The organism is Bradyrhizobium erythrophlei, from assembly GCF_900142985.1.
GTDB classification, from domain to species: Bacteria; Pseudomonadota; Alphaproteobacteria; order Rhizobiales; family Xanthobacteraceae; genus Bradyrhizobium; species Bradyrhizobium erythrophlei_B.
Genome location: NZ_LT670849.1, coordinates 2,935,965 through 2,953,318 on the forward strand (window position 1 = coordinate 2,935,965; position 17,354 = coordinate 2,953,318).

Below are 17,354 nucleotides of genomic sequence, written 5' to 3' on the forward strand. Positions count from 1 at the left end.
ACACTAGATCAATAGGTTTGCTAGTGTCCTATCGATTCCGAAGTTCGAAACGTGGCTCCGAAAATGCTACGAACTTCGGAATCGGGACACTAGCCCATCGATGATGTAATCTGCCAGTGCCGGCCAGGGTCCGCCGCCGGCATCTGGAATCGGAAAGCGAATTCGACGTGGATATTTATACGATCATCTTCCTGGCGTTGGCCGTGTTCATCTTTCTCCGGTTGCGCAATGTCCTCGGACAGCGCACCGGGAACGAACGGCCTCCCTATGATCGCGCGGCGCGTAACATTGTGCAGGGCGCGCCGGACAGCAACGTGGTTCCGATACCCGGAACCGTGATCGATCAGGCGCCGCTGGCGCCGACGGCCGACGTTGCGCCGCCGACCGATCGTTGGAAGGGGATTGCCGAACCGGGCACGCCGCTCGCCCAGGGTCTTGACGGGATTTCCGCCCAGGATTCCTCGTTCGATCCGCGCCACTTCGTCAGCGGTGCGCGCGGCGCCTATGAAATGATCGTGCTGGCATTTGCAAATGGTGACCGGCGGGCGCTGAAAGACCTGCTGTCCGGCGAGGTCTATGACAGCTTCGACGCTGCCATCAAGGATCGGGAACGCCAGGAGCGCAAGACCGAGACGCGCTTTGTTTCGATCGACAAGGCCGAGATCGTCGGTGCGGAAGCGCGTGATCGCAGCGCGCAACTGACTGTGCGCTTCGTCTCGCAAATGATTTCGGTCACCCGCGACAAGACCGGCGCCATCGTCGACGGCAACCCGGACAAGGTCGCCGATATTACGGATGTCTGGACATTCGCCCGCGACCCGACCTCGCGCGATCCGAACTGGAAGCTGGTTGGCACTGGTAGCGCGCACTAATCGCCTGCGGCCTGTTGCCGCGACGCTCGGTGTGATGATTCTGGCGCTATTGCTGCTTCCGCTTGCGGCGACAGCTGCGCGTAAAGCGCGCCCACTCGCTGCGCGAACCGTGCATTCGCAGGCTCCCGCCCCCCGCGTCCTTCCTTACCCGACACTCGAATGGCCGATCGTGGTCAACGGCGCCCAGTACGCGCCATTGGGCTGGGGTGATATCGCCGGCTGGGCTTCGGACGATCACGTGCAGGCCTACAAGGCGTTTCGCGTCAGTTGCGCTTCCATCGCAGCTCAACGAAATCCGCCGGAAGATTCCAAGGCGCTCGGCGCTTCGTTGCGCGAACCGTGCCGCGCCGCCAAGACCCGCGAGATCACCGAAGATGCCGAGGCGCGTGCGTTCTTCGAGGAGAACTTTCTCCCTCTCCAGATTTCCCGGCTGGGCGAGGATGCCGGCTTTGTCACCGGCTATTACGAGCCGATCCTCGACGGGTCGCGGACGCAGACGGATGTCTATAACGTACCGATCTATCGTCGGCCGTCCAACCTGTTTGTCCGTGGTTTCAAGCAGGACGCGCCGAGCCTGCCGAACAAAGGTCAGGTGTTTCGCAAAATCGGCCGCCGCAAGCTCGTGCCCTATTACGATCGCGGCGAAATCGAAGACGGCGTGATCGCGGGTCGCGGGCTGGAAATCTGCTGGCTGAAAGATCCGACCGATCTCCTGTTTGCGCAAATCCAGGGGTCGGCGCGAATTCGTCTTCAGGACGGTCTAACCATCCGCATCAATTACGATGCGCATAACGGTTATCCCTATACGGCCGTCGGCCGCATCCTGATCGACCGTGGCATCATTCCAAAAGAACAGATGTCGATGCAGAAGATCCGGGAGTGGATAGAGCAAAACCCCGATGGCGCGAAAGAACTACGGCGGCAAAACCGCGCCTATGTGTTCTTCCACGAGGTACAGCTATCCGACAAGGACGAAGCCGTGGGCGCCCAGGGCGTGCCGTTGACGCCGGGGAGGTCGATCGCGGTCGACAATTCGCTCCATGTCTACGGCACGCCGTTTTTCATCGAAGGCCAGCTCCCGATCGACTCGGTGCAATCGAAAACGCCATTTCGGCGGCTGATGGTCGCGCAGGATACCGGTTCGGCCATCACCGGTCCGGCGCGCGCCGACATCTATTATGGTGCGGGCTCCGAAGCCGGCCGCATATCGGGGCGTTTCCGCCATAACATGCGCTTTGTCATGCTGGTGCCAAGGAGCCTCGATCCCGTCGCCCGCGGCCGCAAGATGCCGCTGCCCGATCCGCGGCCGTCAGAAAAAATTGCCAGGCTGTTTCCGCCGGGCGATCTTGCGAAGGACAAGCCGAAGGAGCCGGCGGACGCGGCAAAGCCGGCCTCGGCCCCGACTCCCGTCGCGCAGGCAACCGAAAAAGTACCACTGCCGGAGGCGCGGCCGGTGATAGAGCCTGAACGCGCCCGTCCCCGCCGTCGCCGGTTTTATCGCTATAGACAATAAGCATGAAGCGACCGCCTCAGATCCTCGACCCGCCGCGCCGCAAGCGAACGCTGAGCGACGAAGAGCACGCGCTGTGGCAAAGCGTCGCCAAGCAACTCAAGCCGCTGCGGAAGAAGCATTGCGTGGAGATTCCACACGCTGTTCGGTCAGAGACGGAAATGGCGTCCGTAAAACCGGTACGCCCGCTATCGGCAATCCCGGTCGTCGCGCCGCCATCAAAGAAGCCGGCGACGCCACCGCTCGTGCCAATCGGCCGCCGCGAGCGTTCGCAACTCTCGAAGGGAAAAAAGGAGATTGAGGCCCGCCTCGATCTTCACGGCATGACGCAGGCACGCGCCCATCGGGCGTTGTCGGGCTTTTTGCATCGCGCGCATGGCGATGGCCTGACCTTCGTGCTCGTCATTACCGGCAAGGGCAAGGTCGGCGCCGAAGCCGAGCGCGGTGTGCTTCGCCGCCAGGTGCCGCAATGGCTGAGCCAGCCGGAATTTCGGACATTGGTCGTCGGCTTTGAAGAAGCCCACGTCGGTCATGGCGGCGCAGGTGCGCTCTATGTGCGGATCCGGCGCTCGCGGATTTAATTTTTCAGAACGGACGTATCACGCCGACACGCGGGATCAAGGACACGATCCAGCCGAAGAAAGCGGTCTTGCGATCGTCGTTCATGATCGGCGGGACCGTCTTCGACGATGGCAGCGTCTTGACCGCGTGGAGGATCAGGAAAAGACATACCACCCAGTTCGAGACCCAACGCGCGTAGTCGAACACAATCGCAAACATGATGAGAGTAGCCACCGTCACGCCGACGATGCCGGCGACGACAATGCGGCGATGAAAATCATCCGCAAGTGCGCTGACTGAAGCCGCAAAATACCGCCAGAGCGGCGAGTGCAACCAGATCAGCAGGGCGTACACTGGCACGCCGAGAAGGTTCGAGGGCATGCGGGCCCAGGTATCGCTGATTTCCCTTGCCAGCGGCTGGTACCAGATGAAGCTGAAGCCCAGGAAGTCGGTGCGTGTGGGATCAGCCATCCGGGTCTTGAGATAAGCGACGAAGTCGCTTTCCGGAGTCGGCATCGTTCCCCAGAACTGCAATTCGACAAACAGCGCGCCAAGCGTAAGCGCCGCGATCGTGCCCACCGTGAGGTTGGCGCGGTTGATGCCCACAGACAGGTAGTGCCGGATGACCACGATTACCGCGATGGCCGGCACATACATCAACAGGTGGATGTGGTGGATCAGGATCAGGAGGATCGAGAAGACCGCGGCCAGCAACACGAAGCCGATCCCCTGCGCCGGGATCAACAGCAGGATGATCGCAAACAGGCAGCCGTAGATGTCGAAATGCCCGAGCGTGTGCATGAAGTTCTTGAGAAAGAACGGCGAGCCCGCGGTGAATACGAACAGCGGCAGATGGGCTTCATCGAAGCCAAAGGTGCGCCGGAATATCTTGACGAACAGGAATGCGGTCAGAACCCAGACCGCGCCACCAAGCGCGAACACCAGCCATACCGGGACCTGCTGGGCGAATAGCGATAGAGCCTCACCGATCAGCGCGCGTTTGGCGAACCCGAAATGGTAATCGACGAGCAGATGGATGTAGGGGACGTATGGCGGCAGCGTGATCTTGTGGATCAGCACCCCTGCGATCACGACGACGTTGACGGCGAGCATCAAGCGCCAGGGATTTTGCCACGTACGAGGGCTCACGCCTGCCTCTCGACGTCGCCCCGGCCAAGCGAGCCAACCGGTCGCGCGAATGCGTGACCGATGACAGCTCCGCGAGTGCGAGCCGGTATCCATAACCACCAATGTTGGTATTGCGCCAAGGCCGGGGCTGCTCTTCGTTTTACAATACGTGTTAGTGGTTATGGGTCCCCGCTTTCGCGGGGACGACAACCGAAGTGACAATACTACAAAATAAACCGGCTCAGGTCGGCATTCTTGGCGAGATCGCCAACGTGCTTTTGAACATATTCCGCATCGATGCGGATGGTTTCGCCATGGCGATCCGGCGCCGCGAAGGAAATCTCGTCCAGCACGCGTTCCATCACGGTTTGCAGGCGACGCGCCCCGATATTCTCGACGGTCGAATTGACGGCCACCGCGATGTCCGCGAGCGCATCGATGGCGTCGTTGGTAATGTCGAGCGTGACGCCTTCGGTCTGCATCAGCGCCACATATTGCTTGATCAGCGACGCTTCAGGTTCGGTCAGGATCCGGCGCATGTCGTCGCGGGTCAGCGCTTCGAGCTCGACACGGATCGGCAGCCGGCCCTGCAATTCCGGCAACAGGTCCGATGGTTTGGCGATATGGAACGCGCCGGAGGCGATGAAGAGAATATGATCGGTCTTCACCGCGCCGTGCTTGGTCGACACCGTCGTACCCTCGATCAGCGGCAGCAGGTCGCGCTGCACCCCCTCGCGCGACACTTCGCCGCCGACGCGGCCGTCGCGCACGCAGATCTTGTCGATTTCGTCGAGGAACACGATGCCGTTATTCTCGACCGCGGCGATCGCCTCGAGTACGAGCTGATCGGTGTCGAGCAGCTTGTCGGCTTCTTCGTTGACGAGGGTCTCGTGCGAACCGGCGACCGTCAGCCGCCGCGTCTTGGTGCGGCCGCCCAATTTGCCGAATATGTCGCCGATCGAGATTGCGCCCATCTGCGCGCCAGGCATGCCCGGGATTTCGAACATCGGCATCCCGCCGGACGCCTGGGTCTCGATCTCGATTTCCTTGTCGTTGAGCTCGCCGGCGCGCAGTTTCTTTCGGAAGGAATCGCGCGTGGCCGCGCTCGAATTGGTCCCGACCAGCGCGTCGAGCACGCGGTCCTCGGCGGCAAGCTGCGCGCGGGCCTGCACATCCTTGCGCTTGCGCTCGCGGGTTTGCGCGATCGCGACTTCGACGAGATCGCGGACGATCTGTTCGACGTCGCGGCCGACATAGCCGACCTCGGTGAATTTTGTGGCCTCGACCTTGATGAAGGGCGCGCCTGCGAGTTTCGCCAGCCGCCGTGCGATTTCGGTCTTGCCGACGCCGGTCGGTCCGATCATCAGGATGTTTTTCGGCAGCACTTCCTCGCGCAAGCCTTCCGCCAGCTGCTGACGTCGCCAGCGGTTGCGCAAGGCGATGGAAACCGCGCGTTTGGCGTCGGCCTGGCCGACGATAAAGCGGTCGAGTTCGGAGACGATTTCACGGGGAGAAAAGTCGGTCATGGCTTCTAGCTAGGATCGGAAGCTTGCGGGAGCAAGCCGATTTTATGTTTCAGATGATGGGAGGGCCAGCCTGCCACTGCCGGATCGCCTCGAAGGGGTGGATCAGCATGATGATATTCAGCGTCAGATTGTCGCGAATGTGAAGGCCAACCAGGATCTCGAAAGCGATCGCGAGCAGGACCGTCAGCCACACCGGAAGGCGTCTCGCCAGCAGGAAGCCGGTTACCATGAACAGCGTGTCGGAGACCGAATTGACGATGCTGTCGCCAAAATAGTCGAGCGAGACGGTGGCGCTGCGATAGCGTTCGATGATCCAGTTCGAGTTTTCGACCAGCTCCCAGCCGATTTCCACGACCATGGCCATGGTCAACCGTGCCGGCCACGGCAATCGCGAAAATATCAACCAGGTCGCGGCATAGAACAGGAAGCCGTGAATGACGTGAGAGAACGAGTACCAGTCGGCGATGTGCTGGGAGTTCTCGGAGCTTTGGACGACGCCATGCCAGAGCTTGATATAGCCGCAGGTGCACATCGGCACGCGGCCCATTACGAACAGAAGCGTGGCCTGCAAGGCAAGCAGGCCGGCCGCGATCAGCACCCACGATTTGGTCGGAAGCGAAGATTTGACCTGAAGCTCGGACATGAGATCAGGAAGTATCAGGAATCGCGGATCATAAACAGCGCCGTTCCATCCGGCGTCTCGACGAGGCGGTCGCGGCGAAACCCGGCCTTTTCATAGGCCCGGATGGCCCCGATGTTGGCAGGATCGGGATCGGTGACGACACGCGGCGTCCCGGCCGCCAGCAGTTCGTCGGCAAAGGTGCGAACGAAGGCGGAGCCGTGACCGTGCCCCACCACGTCCGCTTCGCCGATGAATTGGTCGAGCCCCCGCGTGCCTGCGGGCTGTTGGCCGAAGCCGGTATTCCAGGCGCTTAATCCAGGCGCTTAAATTGTAGCACTGCAAGTAGGCGAACTCGCGCCCATCGGCCGTGACGATGAATTGCGCCATGTCGGGATGATCGAGGTCGCCACTCACGAGTTCGAACTGCCCGGCCGGGTCGTGCCACCACTCACTGACATGCGGCGTCTCCAGCCAGCGCTTGATGGTTGGAAGATCGCCGGCCGACATCGGACGAAACGCATAGGCCGTCATGCCAGTGGTTCACTAACCGGCTTGCAGCGTCTCAATGGTGACGTTGCGGTTGGTGTAGACGCAGATGTCGGCCGCGATATCGAGCGCCCGCCGCACGATCGTCTCGGCGTCCTTGTCGGTATCAACGAGCGCGCGCGCTGCGGCGAGCGCATAATTGCCGCCGGAGCCGATCGCCATCACGCCCTGTTCCGGCTCGAGCACATCGCCGGTGCCGGTCAAGACCAGCGAAACGTCCTTGTCGGCGACGATCATCATCGCCTCCAGCCGCCTCAGATAGCGGTCAGTCCGCCAGTCCTTGGCGAGTTCGACCGCGGCGCGGGTCAACTGACCGGGATATTGCTCAAGCTTGCTTTCGAGCCGCTCGAACAGCGTAAAGGCGTCGGCGGTCGCTCCGGCGAAGCCGCCGATCACGTCGCCCTTGCCGAGTTTACGCACTTTTTTGGCGTTGGACTTGATCACGGTCTGGCCGATCGAGACCTGGCCGTCGCCGCCGACCACGACCTTGCCGCCCTTGCGGACCGTTAAAATCGTGGTGCCGTGCCAAACCGACGTCTCGGGAGCTGGTGAGTTCATGGAATACCTCGTGACTCGCCTGATTTAGGGTCAGAAGCGTGGGGTTACAACTCGGGGTCCTCGGTCGGGCGCTTCTGGGGTCGAAATTCCGGTCACCATAGGCGGAAGTTGGGCCGCCAAAACACCATCCCGCAGTGGCGAAGCCGAGGGCGGCCTGTTAAAAGAACCGCGTTTTCGGCCAATGGCTTGGTTAGGGAAAGATTTTGATGCGCAGCGCCACCATCAAGCGCAAGACCAAAGAGACCGACATCGAGGTGACCGTCAACCTCGACGGCACGGGCGTATCCAACGTCACGACCGGGATCGGCTTCTTCGACCATATGCTTGACCTTTTGGCGCGCCATTCCCGCATCGACATCACCGTGAAGGCCAACGGCGATCTTCACGTCGATCATCACCACACCACGGAAGATGTCGGCATCGCGCTCGGGCAGGCGGTAAAGCAGGCCTTGGGAAGCATGGCCGGGATCACCCGCTATGCCAGCGTCCACATGCCGATGGACGAGACCCTGTCGCGGGTCGTGATCGACATTTCGGGCCGGCCGGTGCTGGTGTTCAAGGCCGAGTTTCCTCGCGACAAGGTCGGTCAATTCGACACCGAGCTGGTGCGCGAATGGTTCAACGCATTTGCGATGAATGCCGGCGTGACTTTGCACGTCGAGACCCTATATGGCGAGAATAGCCATCATATCGCCGAGTCCTGTTTCAAGGGCCTGGCGCGCGCGTTGCGGACGGCGATTGCCATCGATCCGCGTGCGGCTGGCGAAGTGCCATCGACCAAGGGTCAGCTCGGCGGCTGATCCCGCTTTTGGGCGGAGAGTAGAAATGCCGGTCTATACCGTTCATGCCCCTGTAGCGAACAGCATGGATTTCCGTGCGACCGATCGCTTTGCGTTCGTGCGCGACGGCTTCCATGTGTGGGCGGCGGCTTTCGGCGTGCTGTGGCTGGCCTGGCATCGGCTTTGGCTCGCGCTGCTGGGCTGGATCGTGTTGATGACCGTCATCGACATCGCGATGGTCAAGTTTGGCGTCGCAGCGGGGGTGGTGTTTCTGGTCGATGCGCTACTGGCTTTGCTGTTGGGATTTGAGGCCGCAAGCCTCAGGCGCTGGACGCTCTCACGCCGCAAATGGCGGCAGCTCGATATTGTCGTCGCAGACGACGAGGAGGCGGCCGAGCGCCGCTTTTTCGATCGCTGGACCGCGCGGCAACGCGTGGCAGGCAACGATCAACCGGCCGTTGATCGCGGTGGCCCGCCGCCGACGCGCGATGTGCCGGGACAACCCTTTTCACGACCGCCGTCACCGCCGCGCGACGACATCATCGGCCTGTTTCCGGAGCCGGGGGCGTCGCGATGACCGTTGCCATCATCGATTACGGCTCCGGCAATCTGCACTCGGCGGCGAAAGCCTTCGAGCGCGCGAGCCGCAGCATGGAGACCGGCGAAAAGATCCTCGTCACCCGCGATCCCGAAGCCGTTTATCGGGCCGATCGAATCGTGCTGCCAGGCGTCGGCGCCTTTGCCGATTGTCGTCGTGGTCTCGATGCGGTGAACGGCATGGTCGATGCTTTGACGGAAGCCGTGCGGCACAAGGCGCGGCCGTTCTTCGGCATCTGCGTCGGCATGCAGTTGATGGCGACGCGCGGCAAGGAATACGTCACGACCGAGGGCTTCAACTGGATTGCCGGCGACGTCGAGAAGATTTCGCCGCGCGATGAAAGCCTGAAGATTCCGCACATGGGCTGGAACACGCTCGATGTGTTGCGCGAGCATCCCGTGCTGGAACGGTTGCCGTTGGGGCCGAAGGGCCGCCACGCTTATTTCGTGCACTCCTATCACCTCAACGCCGCCAACGAGGCGGATGTGCTGGCGCGTACCGACTACGGCGGCCCGCTGACGGCGATCGTCGGTCGCGACACGGCGATCGGGACGCAATTTCACCCCGAAAAAAGCCAGCGCTTCGGGCTTGCCTTGATCTCGAACTTCTTGAAGTGGAAGCCGTGATTCTTTTTCCTGCCATCGATCTGAAGAATGGACAGTGCGTGCGCCTTGAGCAAGGCGACATGGCGCGCGCCACCGTGTTCAATCTCGATCCGGCGGCACAGGCCTCACACTTCGCGTCGCAAGGGTTCGAGTATCTCCACGTCGTCGATCTCGATGGCGCCTTTGCCGGCAAGCCGGTTAACGCGCTAGCCGTTGAAGCGATGTTGGCCAGGGTCACGATGCCGGTGCAGCTAGGTGGCGGCATCCGCGATTTGAAGACGGTCGAAGCATGGCTCGAAAAAGGCATCACGCGGGTGATTATCGGCACCGCCGCCGTGCGCGATCCTGAACTCGTCAGAAGTGCTGCGAAGAAATTTCCCGGCCGCGTCGCGGTGGGTCTCGATGCCCGCGACGGCAAGGTAGCGGTCGAAGGCTGGGCGCAAACGTCCGAGGTAACCGCGCTCGATATCGCAAAACGGTTCGAAGATGCCGGCGTTGCCGCGATCATCTTTACCGACATCGCCCGCGATGGCCTGTTGAAGGGCCTGAACCTCGAGGCCACCGTTGCACTCGCCGACCGCATTTCCATTCCCGTCATCGCCTCCGGCGGATTTGCCTCGATCAATGACGTGAAAGAGCTGCTCGATCCGCGCGCGAAGAAGCTTGCCGGCGCTATCGTCGGCCGCGCGCTCTATGATGGCCGGCTTGATCCCGTTGCCGCGCTCGCGCTGATCCGCAGCGCGCGGGCAGCAGCATGATCCGGAAAAGTGGGAACCGGTTTTCCGAATAAGATCATGCGCAAAACAGAAATCTAGGAGTTGCCATGTTCAAGGTTCGCGTGATCCCCTGTCTCGACGTCAAGGACGGCCGCGTGGTCAAGGGCGTCAATTTCGTCGATCTTCGCGATGCCGGTGATCCCGTCGAAGCGGCGATTGCGTACGATGCCGCCGGCGCCGACGAACTTTGCTTCCTCGACATCACGGCGACCCACGAGAACCGCGGCATCATGCTCGACGTGGTCCGCCGCACGGCGGAAGCCTGCTTCATGCCGCTCACGGTCGGGGGCGGCGTGCGCACGGTCGATGACATCAATACGTTGCTGCGCTCCGGCGCCGACAAGGCCTCGATCAACTCGGCCGCGGTCAGCCGCCGCGAATTCGTCAAGGAAGCCGCTGAAAAGTTCGGTGACCAGTGCATCGTGGTCGCGATCGACGCCAAGCGGGTAAAGCGGGGCGCCAAGGATCGTTGGGAAATCTTTACCCATGGCGGCCGCAACGCCACCGGGATCGATGCCATCGAGTATGCCCAGGAAGTGGTTTCGCTCGGCGCCGGCGAAATCCTTTTGACCTCGATGGACCGGGACGGCACCAGACAAGGCTTTGACTTAGCCCTGACGCGGGCGATTGCCGATAGCGTTTCAGTGCCGGTCATCGCCTCCGGCGGGGTCGGCAATCTCGACCACCTGGTCGACGGCGTCCGTGAGGGGCGTGCGAACGCCGTGCTGGCGGCGTCGATCTTCCACTTCGGCGAATTTACCATTCGGCAGGCCAAGGACCACATGGCCCGCGCCGGCTTGGCCATGCGGCTCGATCCCTGACGACTCTTTATGACAGAAGTGCTACAAGTCAGCGGTAATCGGCGCCCGTGATGCCGGCGCATCCATGTTTCGAAGTTGAGTTTGACGTGATGTCGCGTTTTTCACTCCATGACCTTGCCAGCATTATCGACGCCCGCGCCGCATCCAGCGGCGAGGTTTCGTATACCCGCAAGCTTTTGGACAAGGGGTCGGAACATTGCGCCAAGAAGTTCGGCGAGGAAGCGGTCGAGACCGTGATCGCCGCGATCGGCGACGACCGCGACCACTTGATCGCGGAAAGCGCGGACACGCTGTTCCATTTGCTGGTGCTGTTGAAGTCGCGTGGCGTCAGGCTCGACGAAGTCGAGGCCGTGCTGGAGAAACGCACCGGAACGTCTGGACTTGAGGAGAAAGCCGCGCGCAAGCGCGACTAACAAACAGGCGCCGTCATGGATATCAGGGCACCGGACCAGCAGTATAACCCTTACCGGATATTTTCCCGGGAGCAGTGGGCGCATCTGCGCGACGACACGCCGATGACGCTGGAGCCCGGCGAGTTCGACAAGCTGCGTTCGATGCACGACCGCCTCGATCTCAAGGAAGTCGAAGAGATCTATCTGCCGCTGTCGCGACTGTTGTCGATCTATGTCGATGCCACGCAGCGATTGTATTATTCGCAGCGTCAATTCCTTGGCATCCAGGACCGCAAGATGCCTTATATCGTCGGTGTGGCCGGCTCGGTCGCGGTGGGCAAATCCACCACCGCGCGCGTGCTGCAAGCGATGCTGGCGCGCTGGTCGCCGCGGCCGAAGGTCGACATGGTGACGACGGACGGCTTTCTGTTTCCGAATGCCGTGCTCGAGCGGCAAGGCCTGATGCAGAAGAAAGGCTTTCCCGAAAGCTACGACCTGCCGCGGCTGTCGTCGTTCCTGAGCGACATCAAGTCGGGGCGAGCCAAGGTACGCGCCCCGGTCTATTCGCATCTGACCTACGACATCGTTCCGAACCAATGGATCGAAGTCGACCGGCCCGACATCCTGATTGTCGAGGGGGTCAACGTGTTGCAGACCGGCCGCCTTCCGCGCGATGGCAAGGCGGTGTCGGTGGTTTCCGACTTCTTCGATTTCTCGGTCTATATCGACGCCGAGGAGCCGGTGCTCCGCGACTGGTATGTCCGCCGCTTCCTGGCCCTTCGCGATACGGCGTTCCACGATCCCAGGTCGTATTTCCATCGCTACGCGCTGCTGTCGGACGAGGAAGCGACTGCCACCGCGATCGCGATCTGGGAGCGCACCAACCTCGCCAATCTCGAGGACAATATTTTGCCGACGCGGCCGCGCGCGACGCTCATCCTCAAGAAAGGCGCCGATCACGTCGTGGAGACCGTCGCGCTACGGCGGCTCTGAAGATCGCTACTTCAGTGCCAGCGGCCGTTCTTCGTCGAGAAATCCCATCAGTTCGTGGAAGAACTGAATCCGGTTTTTTTCCAGCATCACGGTATGCGTGCCTTCCGAAAGCTCGATCAGCCGCTTGTACGGCGTGTTCTTGAGCTGCGCGAAGTAGTTTTGCGCCTGATAGGACGGAAGGTCCGCATCCCATTCCGCGTGAAGCAGGAGCGTCGGCACCGTGATCTTGCCGGGATCGTAGAGCGCCTTGCCGGAGCCGTAGGTGTTCGCGCTGTCTTCCATCACGCCGTTCGGCGCGCGCAGCTTCGGCGGATTGTGCTTGGCGGCTTCAGGATCGGTCGCCCAGGTCGCTGTAGCCCAGGCTTCGAACACGCCGGGCGGAATCAGATCCGCCTGCTTGTCTTCCGCAACGCCCTTCAGCCAGCGCGCCTTGGCGGAATCCTTCGACACCAGCCGGTAGGCGCCAAGCGGCGTCGCCCACGGCGTGGCCGGCTCGTTGCGGATCCATTGCGGCGCGTACAGCACGAGCTTGGCGACCTTGTCGTTATGCTCGGCGGTATAGGAGCCGGAGATCGAGGTGCCCCACGACCAGCCCATGACGTTGATCTTCGCGACCTTGCGCTTCTTCAAAATGTAATCGACCGCCGCGCCCAGATCATGGGCGGCGACTTTGGTCGACACGATCGGCCTGTTGGCTTCGGCCGGCTGGCTCATCTCCGGCGGCCGCGTGGAATGGCCGTAGCCTCTGACATCGACGAGATAGACGTCGTAACCGCGCAGCGCGATCAGGTCCATCATCGACACGCCCTCGATCGGGAGGTCGAAGGCGGTTTCCGCCGGATAGGTCGCGCCATGCACGAAGATCAAAATCTTGTCGGGTGAACTCTCACGCCCCGCCAGGTGCTTGTTGCGCACAAACAGCTCGATCCCTGCGTCTCCCGACGGGATCATGGTGTCGGAAGATTCAAGCTTCGGCTCTTCGGCGTTCGCGAAAGAAAGGGCGGAAAGGCTTGCCGCAACAACTGATGTCAGCAACAAGAAAGAAAGCCGCAAAAAACCCGCGCGCATCGAACACCTCCCGTGAGATCTTTTAATTGAGGCGGATGCTCGATGGAATCGGCGGCCGCTGTCAAGGCGGACTATTGCAACCGGGCTTTGCGCTAGGGGCGTCGTCATTGCGAGGAGCGAAGGCGACGAAGCAATCCAACCAGCCTTGGCGACAAAGTTCTGGATTGCCTCGCTTGCGCTCGCAATGACGGCGATGGCGTTCAAATCCTGAAGCGTGATGTCGTCCTTCAGGCCACGACGTGCGGCGAAGTACTGAGTCCCGCGAGCGCTTCAGTGAGCTTCTCGCGATCGAGCGGCTTGACCAGGAATCCGTCCATGCCCGCTTCAAAACAGGCGTGGCGGTCCTCGGCCAGCGTATTGGCCGTCAGCGCCAGGATCGGTGTGCGGCGGCCGTTGGTCTCGTTGAGGCGGATGCGTTTGGTCGCCTCGATGCCGTCGAGGCCCGGCATCTGGATATCCATCAGCACCAGGTCGTACGGCGCGCCGGCCGATCGTGCGGCGAGCCAGGATTCCAGCGCTTCCTCGCCATTGGTGGCGATCAGCGCCTGATGCCCGAGCCGGGTCAGCAGCGAACGCATCAGCAGCGCATTGATCTCGTTGTCTTCGGCGACCAGCACCGAAAGACCTCGCGGGGCGCTGACGGCCTCTGCGGCCTTCAGCGGCTCCGCCAAGGCCTCGTCGATCAGGCTTGGCGCGGAAATTTCCGGCGAGCTGACAAGACGCGCGGCGAGCGAAGCCGCGCGCAGCGGCTTGACCAGATAGCCGGTGAGGGCTGAGCTTGCCGAGAACTGCAATTCCTGCCGCGCTGCCGGCGTAAACATTACGATCCGCTGGGTTGCGAATGACCGGGCCGCCGTTGCCAGCGTCTCGACGCATCCGAGCCCCAAGGTGTGATCGAGCAGGACCGCGTGCCAGGTACGTTCTGGCAGCAGAGCGAGCGCCACGTCGGGATCGGAAACCACGCAGGTCTGCCCGCCCCATCGCTCCAGCCGCCGCGCGATCAGCGAGGCCTCGATGCTCTGCGGCGCGACCAGCATCACCGAACGAGCGGCAAGATCCGGCGGCGCAAAAGGCTGGGCCGCATCGCTGCTGGGCGCCAAGGCAACGCTGACCACGAAGGTCGAGCCTTCGCCCGGCGTGCTTTCCAGCGTGATCCGTCCGCCCATGCGCTTGACGATGCGTTCCGAGATGGAGAGGCCGAGGCCGGTGCCGCCGTAGCTCCGTGCGATGCCGTCGTCGGCCTGTTCGAATTCGCGGAAGATGCGCGCCTGCGCCTCCGGCGCAATGCCGATGCCGGTATCGCGCACCAGGAAGGAAATCTCGTTGGGCCAGATGCCGGGCTCGACGATCAGCGCCACGCCGCCGGCTGTGGTGAATTTGATCGCATTGCCGGCGAGGTTGAGCAGCACCTGCCTTAAGCGAGCGGCGTCGCCGACCACTGCCACCGGCAGGCGGTCATCGACATAGGCTGCGATTTCGAGTTTTCGCGCCTGCGCCCGCGGCGCCAGCAGCTCGGTGATCTCCTCGATCAGGGTCGTGAGCGCGAAGGGGCGCGATTCCAGATCGATCTTGCCGGCCTCGACCTTGGAGTAATCCAGCAGCTCCTCGATCAGCGCGAGCAGGGCGTCGCCGGAGGTCTTCACCGCCCTGGCATAGGTCATCTGCTCCGGCGTCAAATGGGTATCGAGCAGCAGGCTGCTCATGCCGATGATGCCGTTGAGCGGTGTGCGGATTTCGTGGCTTGTCATGGCGAGGAACCGCGACTTGGCGCGATTGGCGGCGTCTGCCTGATCGCGGGCCTCGGAAAGCGCACGCTCGGTCTCAGCTCGGTCGGTGACGTCGCGGCCGACGGATTGCATTTCGGCAGGTGCGCCGGCATCGAAGCGAACCAGCGCCTCGCGCCAGGCGATCCAGCGCGGGCCGAGCCTGGTCTCGATCCGCTGGTCGTGAATCCGCGTGCCGTTGGGTTCGATCGCGCTGTCGCCCTGTTCCAGCACCGTGAACTGGAATTGACTGCCGATCAGCTCAACGCGGTCTCTGCGCGCCAGCTCGCAATAGGCGTCGTTGACAAAGGTGATGCGGTGATCGGCGTCGCGCAGCACGATCAGGTCGCCTTGCGATTCGAACAGGCTGCGCGCCCGCTCTTCGGCTTCCTGTAGTTCCCAGTTGCGGTCGGCCAATGCCTCGTTATGCAGAGCGACCTTGCGCATCTTCTTGCGCAGGAAGCGCATCCGCATGCTCAGCGTGGCGAGTGCAACGCAGGCGATCGCAAACAGGAAGCTGGCGCCGATCGCAAAATTATTGGGGTCGTAGCCCGAATGCTCCGATCGGCTGCCGGCAATGAAGCCATAGCCGCCGCCGAAGGCCGCGGAGAAGATCACAAGCGAGCGAACGGTAACGGATATCCACGGGTGACGCCGCGCAAAGCGACGCAGATGCAACTTGACCCGTACCATCCGCCCCATCACCGACCACCCAACGAGTTCTTTGGCTTTGGCGATCAAGATGCCGCTTGCCACCTTGCGAAGTGCTTGAGGACCACTTCTCGTTCCCCGTGCGCTGCGAACAGGGTTAACCGGACGTTAAAGCGCGCAAACGGTGTTTGCCGAGGGCTATCTCGCTGCGACAGTGATAGGAACGTCGATTCGCCGCGCGAGTGGACCTTTCAGCTCTTTCAGCATTCCATCAACCAGGATTTTAAATTCCCGGCTTGTTTGGGGAAGATCGTTGAGGCGCGAAGCTATCATTTCCTTGGAGAAGTCTAGCTTCAGCGTTTCGCAATGTTTAATCAGTGCCTCTAGATGATCTTTTAGATCGCCTTTGGATTCTTCGCTGCGCGGCTTCAATGCGGTCTGTTCATCTGGATCATTGAAAAATAGCCCCGCATATTCATCGTGGATGTACATCCCCAGATGAACGTAGGCATCCGCATAGACTCTCAGCATTTCAAATAAGCTCCAAAGCACGCCGGGAGAGAATATTTCTCCGGCGCTACTCATAGTAGCGCCACGAGTTGAGCCCTAAAATGGGTATTTTAAGTATTACAGGACCGAGAAGCTCTAGAACAATTGAAGAACTCGCTTTCGCGCTTTCGACCAGCATCGGTACAGCGCGGGCGCGTCCAAGGAGAGGATCTGATTCCGAGGCGTCAGGCTTTCGCGTATGCCGCGACCAGAACGATCAGCAACGCCGCCGAGAACAGTGCCGGAACCGGCAAGATGAACTGCCAGGCGATGATGCCGCCGGCCAAGGTAGCAACCGCGAACGCGGCGATCATCGGCCGCACCTGCGCCGCGTCCGTGCGCGCCAGCGAGGCGAGCTGCCACAGCAATACGGATTGCAACAGCATGGCAACCGTGAGCGACCAGCCAAACCCCATGAAGAAATCGAGATAGGACCGGTTGGCGCCCATCGTGTCGAAACGAACGGTTTCCATGGCCTTGAGCACGTCGTTGTCGCCCATCGGGGACCATCTCTTGAGGCCGCCGAGCGAATGCCCAAGCGCAAACACCAGCGAGATGACTGCCGAGATTCTTAAGAGCACGGTCGTGGTCATGGCAACGGCTCCAGCAAGGTACTTTCAAAGCCTGCTTGATCTCACCTTCACGAGGGCCCAGGCGGCGATTAACGGCTGAAGAATACAGTGTGCGCGGCTCGAGATCATTACGGACATTTTCCTGAAAAATCACAATACTCTTTTGTCTCAATGACTTCCGACGGCCGCCCTAATTTTGGCGACCCGGGTTCCACCGGTTTTTGAATGTGCCTATGCGCTTTCGGCTCCCCTCCAGGGCGTTATTCCCTGCGGAGGGAATCATGCCGATCTATCGCGCGTATCTGATTGATAAAGACGACCGGGTGGACTCCTTCAGACCGGTCGAGGCCGATGATGACGAGGAGGCGCTGGAGGCGGCGCGGCGGCTCGTCGATGGCCATGATGTCGAGGTGTGGCTTCTCGACAGGATGGTCGGCCGCATGAGTAAGCCGGTATAAGCGTGC

At 61.6% G+C, this 17,354-nt stretch carries 19 protein-coding genes and 1 pseudogene; 11 read left to right on the forward strand and 9 right to left on the reverse strand.

Annotated elements, in window-relative coordinates; all coding sequences use genetic code 11:
- The first annotated feature begins 167 nt into the window (after positions 1 to 167).
- From BUA38_RS13605 to BUA38_RS13615, 3 genes are read left to right on the forward strand one after another with little or no spacing between them, the layout of a single operon-like run.
- Entirely contained in the window at positions 168 to 872 is a 705-nt protein-coding gene (locus BUA38_RS13605) for a Tim44/TimA family putative adaptor protein (RefSeq protein ID WP_072826097.1), read from the forward strand.
- A gap of 34 nt (positions 873 to 906) precedes the next feature.
- Positions 907 to 2,385, forward strand: coding sequence for a murein transglycosylase A (mltA, locus tag BUA38_RS13610; RefSeq protein WP_425304976.1), 1,479 nt, complete (start codon positions 907 to 909; stop codon positions 2,383 to 2,385).
- Positions 2,386 to 2,387: 2 nt separating this feature from the next.
- Entirely contained in the window at positions 2,388 to 2,963 is a 576-nt protein-coding gene (locus tag BUA38_RS13615; RefSeq protein WP_072818394.1) for a Smr/MutS family protein, read from the forward strand.
- 4 nt (positions 2,964 to 2,967) lie between these two features.
- Here the strand turns inward: BUA38_RS13615 and BUA38_RS13620 are convergent, their stop codons facing one another.
- The 5 genes and pseudogenes from BUA38_RS13620 to hslV form a co-directional block, all read right to left on the reverse strand.
- The gene (locus BUA38_RS13620; RefSeq protein WP_072826098.1) at positions 2,968 to 4,092 is read right to left on the reverse strand and encodes a hypothetical protein; all 1,125 of its coding nucleotides are present in this window, start codon (positions 4,090 to 4,092) and stop codon (positions 2,968 to 2,970) included.
- A 203-nt stretch (positions 4,093 to 4,295) separates the two neighbouring features.
- Positions 4,296 to 5,597 (reverse strand): ATP-dependent protease ATPase subunit HslU, encoded by a 1,302-nt coding sequence (gene hslU / locus BUA38_RS13625; RefSeq protein WP_072818396.1) that lies wholly within the window; start codon positions 5,595 to 5,597, stop codon positions 4,296 to 4,298.
- A gap of 49 nt (positions 5,598 to 5,646) precedes the next feature.
- Positions 5,647 to 6,240 carry a DUF2585 domain-containing protein gene (locus BUA38_RS13630; protein WP_072818397.1) on the reverse strand — a complete coding sequence of 198 codons (594 nt, stop codon included), beginning with the start codon at positions 6,238 to 6,240 and terminating at the stop codon, positions 5,647 to 5,649.
- Between the two features lie 14 nt (positions 6,241 to 6,254).
- A pseudogene (locus BUA38_RS13635) lies at positions 6,255 to 6,750 on the reverse strand (GNAT family N-acetyltransferase).
- A 12-nt stretch (positions 6,751 to 6,762) separates the two neighbouring features.
- Positions 6,763 to 7,323 carry an ATP-dependent protease subunit HslV gene (hslV, locus tag BUA38_RS13640; RefSeq protein WP_072818399.1) on the reverse strand — a complete coding sequence of 187 codons (561 nt, stop codon included), beginning with the start codon at positions 7,321 to 7,323 and terminating at the stop codon, positions 6,763 to 6,765.
- 206 nt (positions 7,324 to 7,529) lie between these two features.
- On the opposite strand from hslV, the gene hisB reads away from it, so the two are divergent.
- From hisB to coaA, 7 genes are all read left to right on the forward strand, one after another.
- Positions 7,530 to 8,123, forward strand: coding sequence for an imidazoleglycerol-phosphate dehydratase HisB (gene hisB, locus BUA38_RS13645; protein WP_072818400.1), 594 nt, complete (start codon positions 7,530 to 7,532; stop codon positions 8,121 to 8,123).
- Between the two features lie 25 nt (positions 8,124 to 8,148).
- Positions 8,149 to 8,679, forward strand: a complete 531-nt coding sequence (locus tag BUA38_RS13650) for a DUF2628 domain-containing protein (RefSeq protein WP_072818402.1) — start codon at positions 8,149 to 8,151, stop codon at positions 8,677 to 8,679.
- A complete protein-coding gene (gene hisH / locus BUA38_RS13655) occupies positions 8,676 to 9,326 on the forward strand; it encodes an imidazole glycerol phosphate synthase subunit HisH (RefSeq protein WP_072818404.1) in 651 nt (216 codons plus the stop codon). The genes BUA38_RS13650 and hisH overlap by 4 nt, the downstream gene beginning before the upstream one ends.
- A complete protein-coding gene (gene hisA / locus BUA38_RS13660) occupies positions 9,323 to 10,063 on the forward strand; it encodes a 1-(5-phosphoribosyl)-5-[(5-phosphoribosylamino)methylideneamino]imidazole-4-carboxamide isomerase (RefSeq protein ID WP_072826099.1) in 741 nt (246 codons plus the stop codon). The genes hisH and hisA overlap by 4 nt, the downstream gene beginning before the upstream one ends.
- Positions 10,064 to 10,128: 65 nt before the next feature.
- Entirely contained in the window at positions 10,129 to 10,902 is a 774-nt protein-coding gene (gene hisF, locus BUA38_RS13665) for an imidazole glycerol phosphate synthase subunit HisF (protein WP_072818406.1), read from the forward strand.
- Between the two features lie 89 nt (positions 10,903 to 10,991).
- Positions 10,992 to 11,315 carry a phosphoribosyl-ATP diphosphatase gene (locus BUA38_RS13670; RefSeq protein ID WP_072826100.1) on the forward strand — a complete coding sequence of 108 codons (324 nt, stop codon included), beginning with the start codon at positions 10,992 to 10,994 and terminating at the stop codon, positions 11,313 to 11,315.
- A gap of 15 nt (positions 11,316 to 11,330) precedes the next feature.
- Positions 11,331 to 12,287, forward strand: a complete 957-nt coding sequence (coaA, locus tag BUA38_RS13675) for a type I pantothenate kinase (protein WP_072818408.1) — start codon at positions 11,331 to 11,333, stop codon at positions 12,285 to 12,287.
- 6 nt (positions 12,288 to 12,293) lie between these two features.
- On the opposite strand, the gene BUA38_RS13680 is transcribed toward coaA, so the two are convergent.
- From BUA38_RS13680 to BUA38_RS13695, 4 genes are all read right to left on the reverse strand, one after another.
- Positions 12,294 to 13,355, reverse strand: coding sequence for an alpha/beta hydrolase (locus BUA38_RS13680; protein WP_083587575.1), 1,062 nt, complete (start codon positions 13,353 to 13,355; stop codon positions 12,294 to 12,296).
- 227 nt (positions 13,356 to 13,582) lie between these two features.
- Positions 13,583 to 15,820, reverse strand: a complete 2,238-nt coding sequence (locus BUA38_RS13685) for a PAS domain-containing hybrid sensor histidine kinase/response regulator (protein WP_072826102.1) — start codon at positions 15,818 to 15,820, stop codon at positions 13,583 to 13,585.
- A gap of 147 nt (positions 15,821 to 15,967) precedes the next feature.
- The gene (locus BUA38_RS13690) at positions 15,968 to 16,354 is read right to left on the reverse strand and encodes a hypothetical protein (RefSeq protein WP_072818409.1); all 387 of its coding nucleotides are present in this window, start codon (positions 16,352 to 16,354) and stop codon (positions 15,968 to 15,970) included.
- A gap of 149 nt (positions 16,355 to 16,503) precedes the next feature.
- Entirely contained in the window at positions 16,504 to 16,911 is a 408-nt protein-coding gene (locus tag BUA38_RS13695) for an LIC_13387 family protein (RefSeq protein ID WP_072818411.1), read from the reverse strand.
- 260 nt (positions 16,912 to 17,171) lie between these two features.
- Between BUA38_RS13695 and BUA38_RS13700 the strand changes: the two genes are divergently transcribed.
- Positions 17,172 to 17,348 carry a hypothetical protein gene (locus tag BUA38_RS13700; RefSeq protein WP_156898520.1) on the forward strand — a complete coding sequence of 59 codons (177 nt, stop codon included), beginning with the start codon at positions 17,172 to 17,174 and terminating at the stop codon, positions 17,346 to 17,348.
- The last annotated feature ends 6 nt before the right edge of the window (positions 17,349 to 17,354 follow it).

Excerpts from the sequence above, each read along its gene's own strand:
- mltA (WP_425304976.1), top strand. The coding sequence starts at position 907 with ATGATTCTGGCGCTATTGCTGCTTCCGCTTGCGGCGACAGCTGCGCGT.
- BUA38_RS13615 (WP_072818394.1), top strand. The coding sequence starts at position 2,388 with ATGAAGCGACCGCCTCAGATCCTCGACCCGCCGCGCCGCAAGCGAACG.
- hslU (WP_072818396.1), bottom strand. The coding sequence starts at position 5,597 with ATGACCGACTTTTCTCCCCGTGAAATCGTCTCCGAACTCGACCGCTTT.
- BUA38_RS13630 (WP_072818397.1), bottom strand. The coding sequence starts at position 6,240 with ATGTCCGAGCTTCAGGTCAAATCTTCGCTTCCGACCAAATCGTGGGTG.
- hslV (WP_072818399.1), bottom strand. The coding sequence starts at position 7,323 with ATGAACTCACCAGCTCCCGAGACGTCGGTTTGGCACGGCACCACGATT.
- hisB (WP_072818400.1), top strand. The coding sequence starts at position 7,530 with ATGCGCAGCGCCACCATCAAGCGCAAGACCAAAGAGACCGACATCGAG.
- BUA38_RS13650 (WP_072818402.1), top strand. The coding sequence starts at position 8,149 with ATGCCGGTCTATACCGTTCATGCCCCTGTAGCGAACAGCATGGATTTC.
- hisH (WP_072818404.1), top strand. The coding sequence starts at position 8,676 with ATGACCGTTGCCATCATCGATTACGGCTCCGGCAATCTGCACTCGGCG.
- hisF (WP_072818406.1), top strand. The coding sequence starts at position 10,129 with ATGTTCAAGGTTCGCGTGATCCCCTGTCTCGACGTCAAGGACGGCCGC.
- BUA38_RS13670 (WP_072826100.1), top strand. The coding sequence starts at position 10,992 with ATGTCGCGTTTTTCACTCCATGACCTTGCCAGCATTATCGACGCCCGC.
- coaA (WP_072818408.1), top strand. The coding sequence starts at position 11,331 with ATGGATATCAGGGCACCGGACCAGCAGTATAACCCTTACCGGATATTT.
- BUA38_RS13680 (WP_083587575.1), bottom strand. The coding sequence starts at position 13,355 with ATGCGCGCGGGTTTTTTGCGGCTTTCTTTCTTGTTGCTGACATCAGTT.
- BUA38_RS13685 (WP_072826102.1), bottom strand. The coding sequence starts at position 15,820 with ATGGGGCGGATGGTACGGGTCAAGTTGCATCTGCGTCGCTTTGCGCGG.
- BUA38_RS13690 (WP_072818409.1), bottom strand. The coding sequence starts at position 16,354 with ATGAGTAGCGCCGGAGAAATATTCTCTCCCGGCGTGCTTTGGAGCTTA.
- BUA38_RS13695 (WP_072818411.1), bottom strand. The coding sequence starts at position 16,911 with ATGACCACGACCGTGCTCTTAAGAATCTCGGCAGTCATCTCGCTGGTG.
- BUA38_RS13700 (WP_156898520.1), top strand. The coding sequence starts at position 17,172 with ATGCCGATCTATCGCGCGTATCTGATTGATAAAGACGACCGGGTGGAC.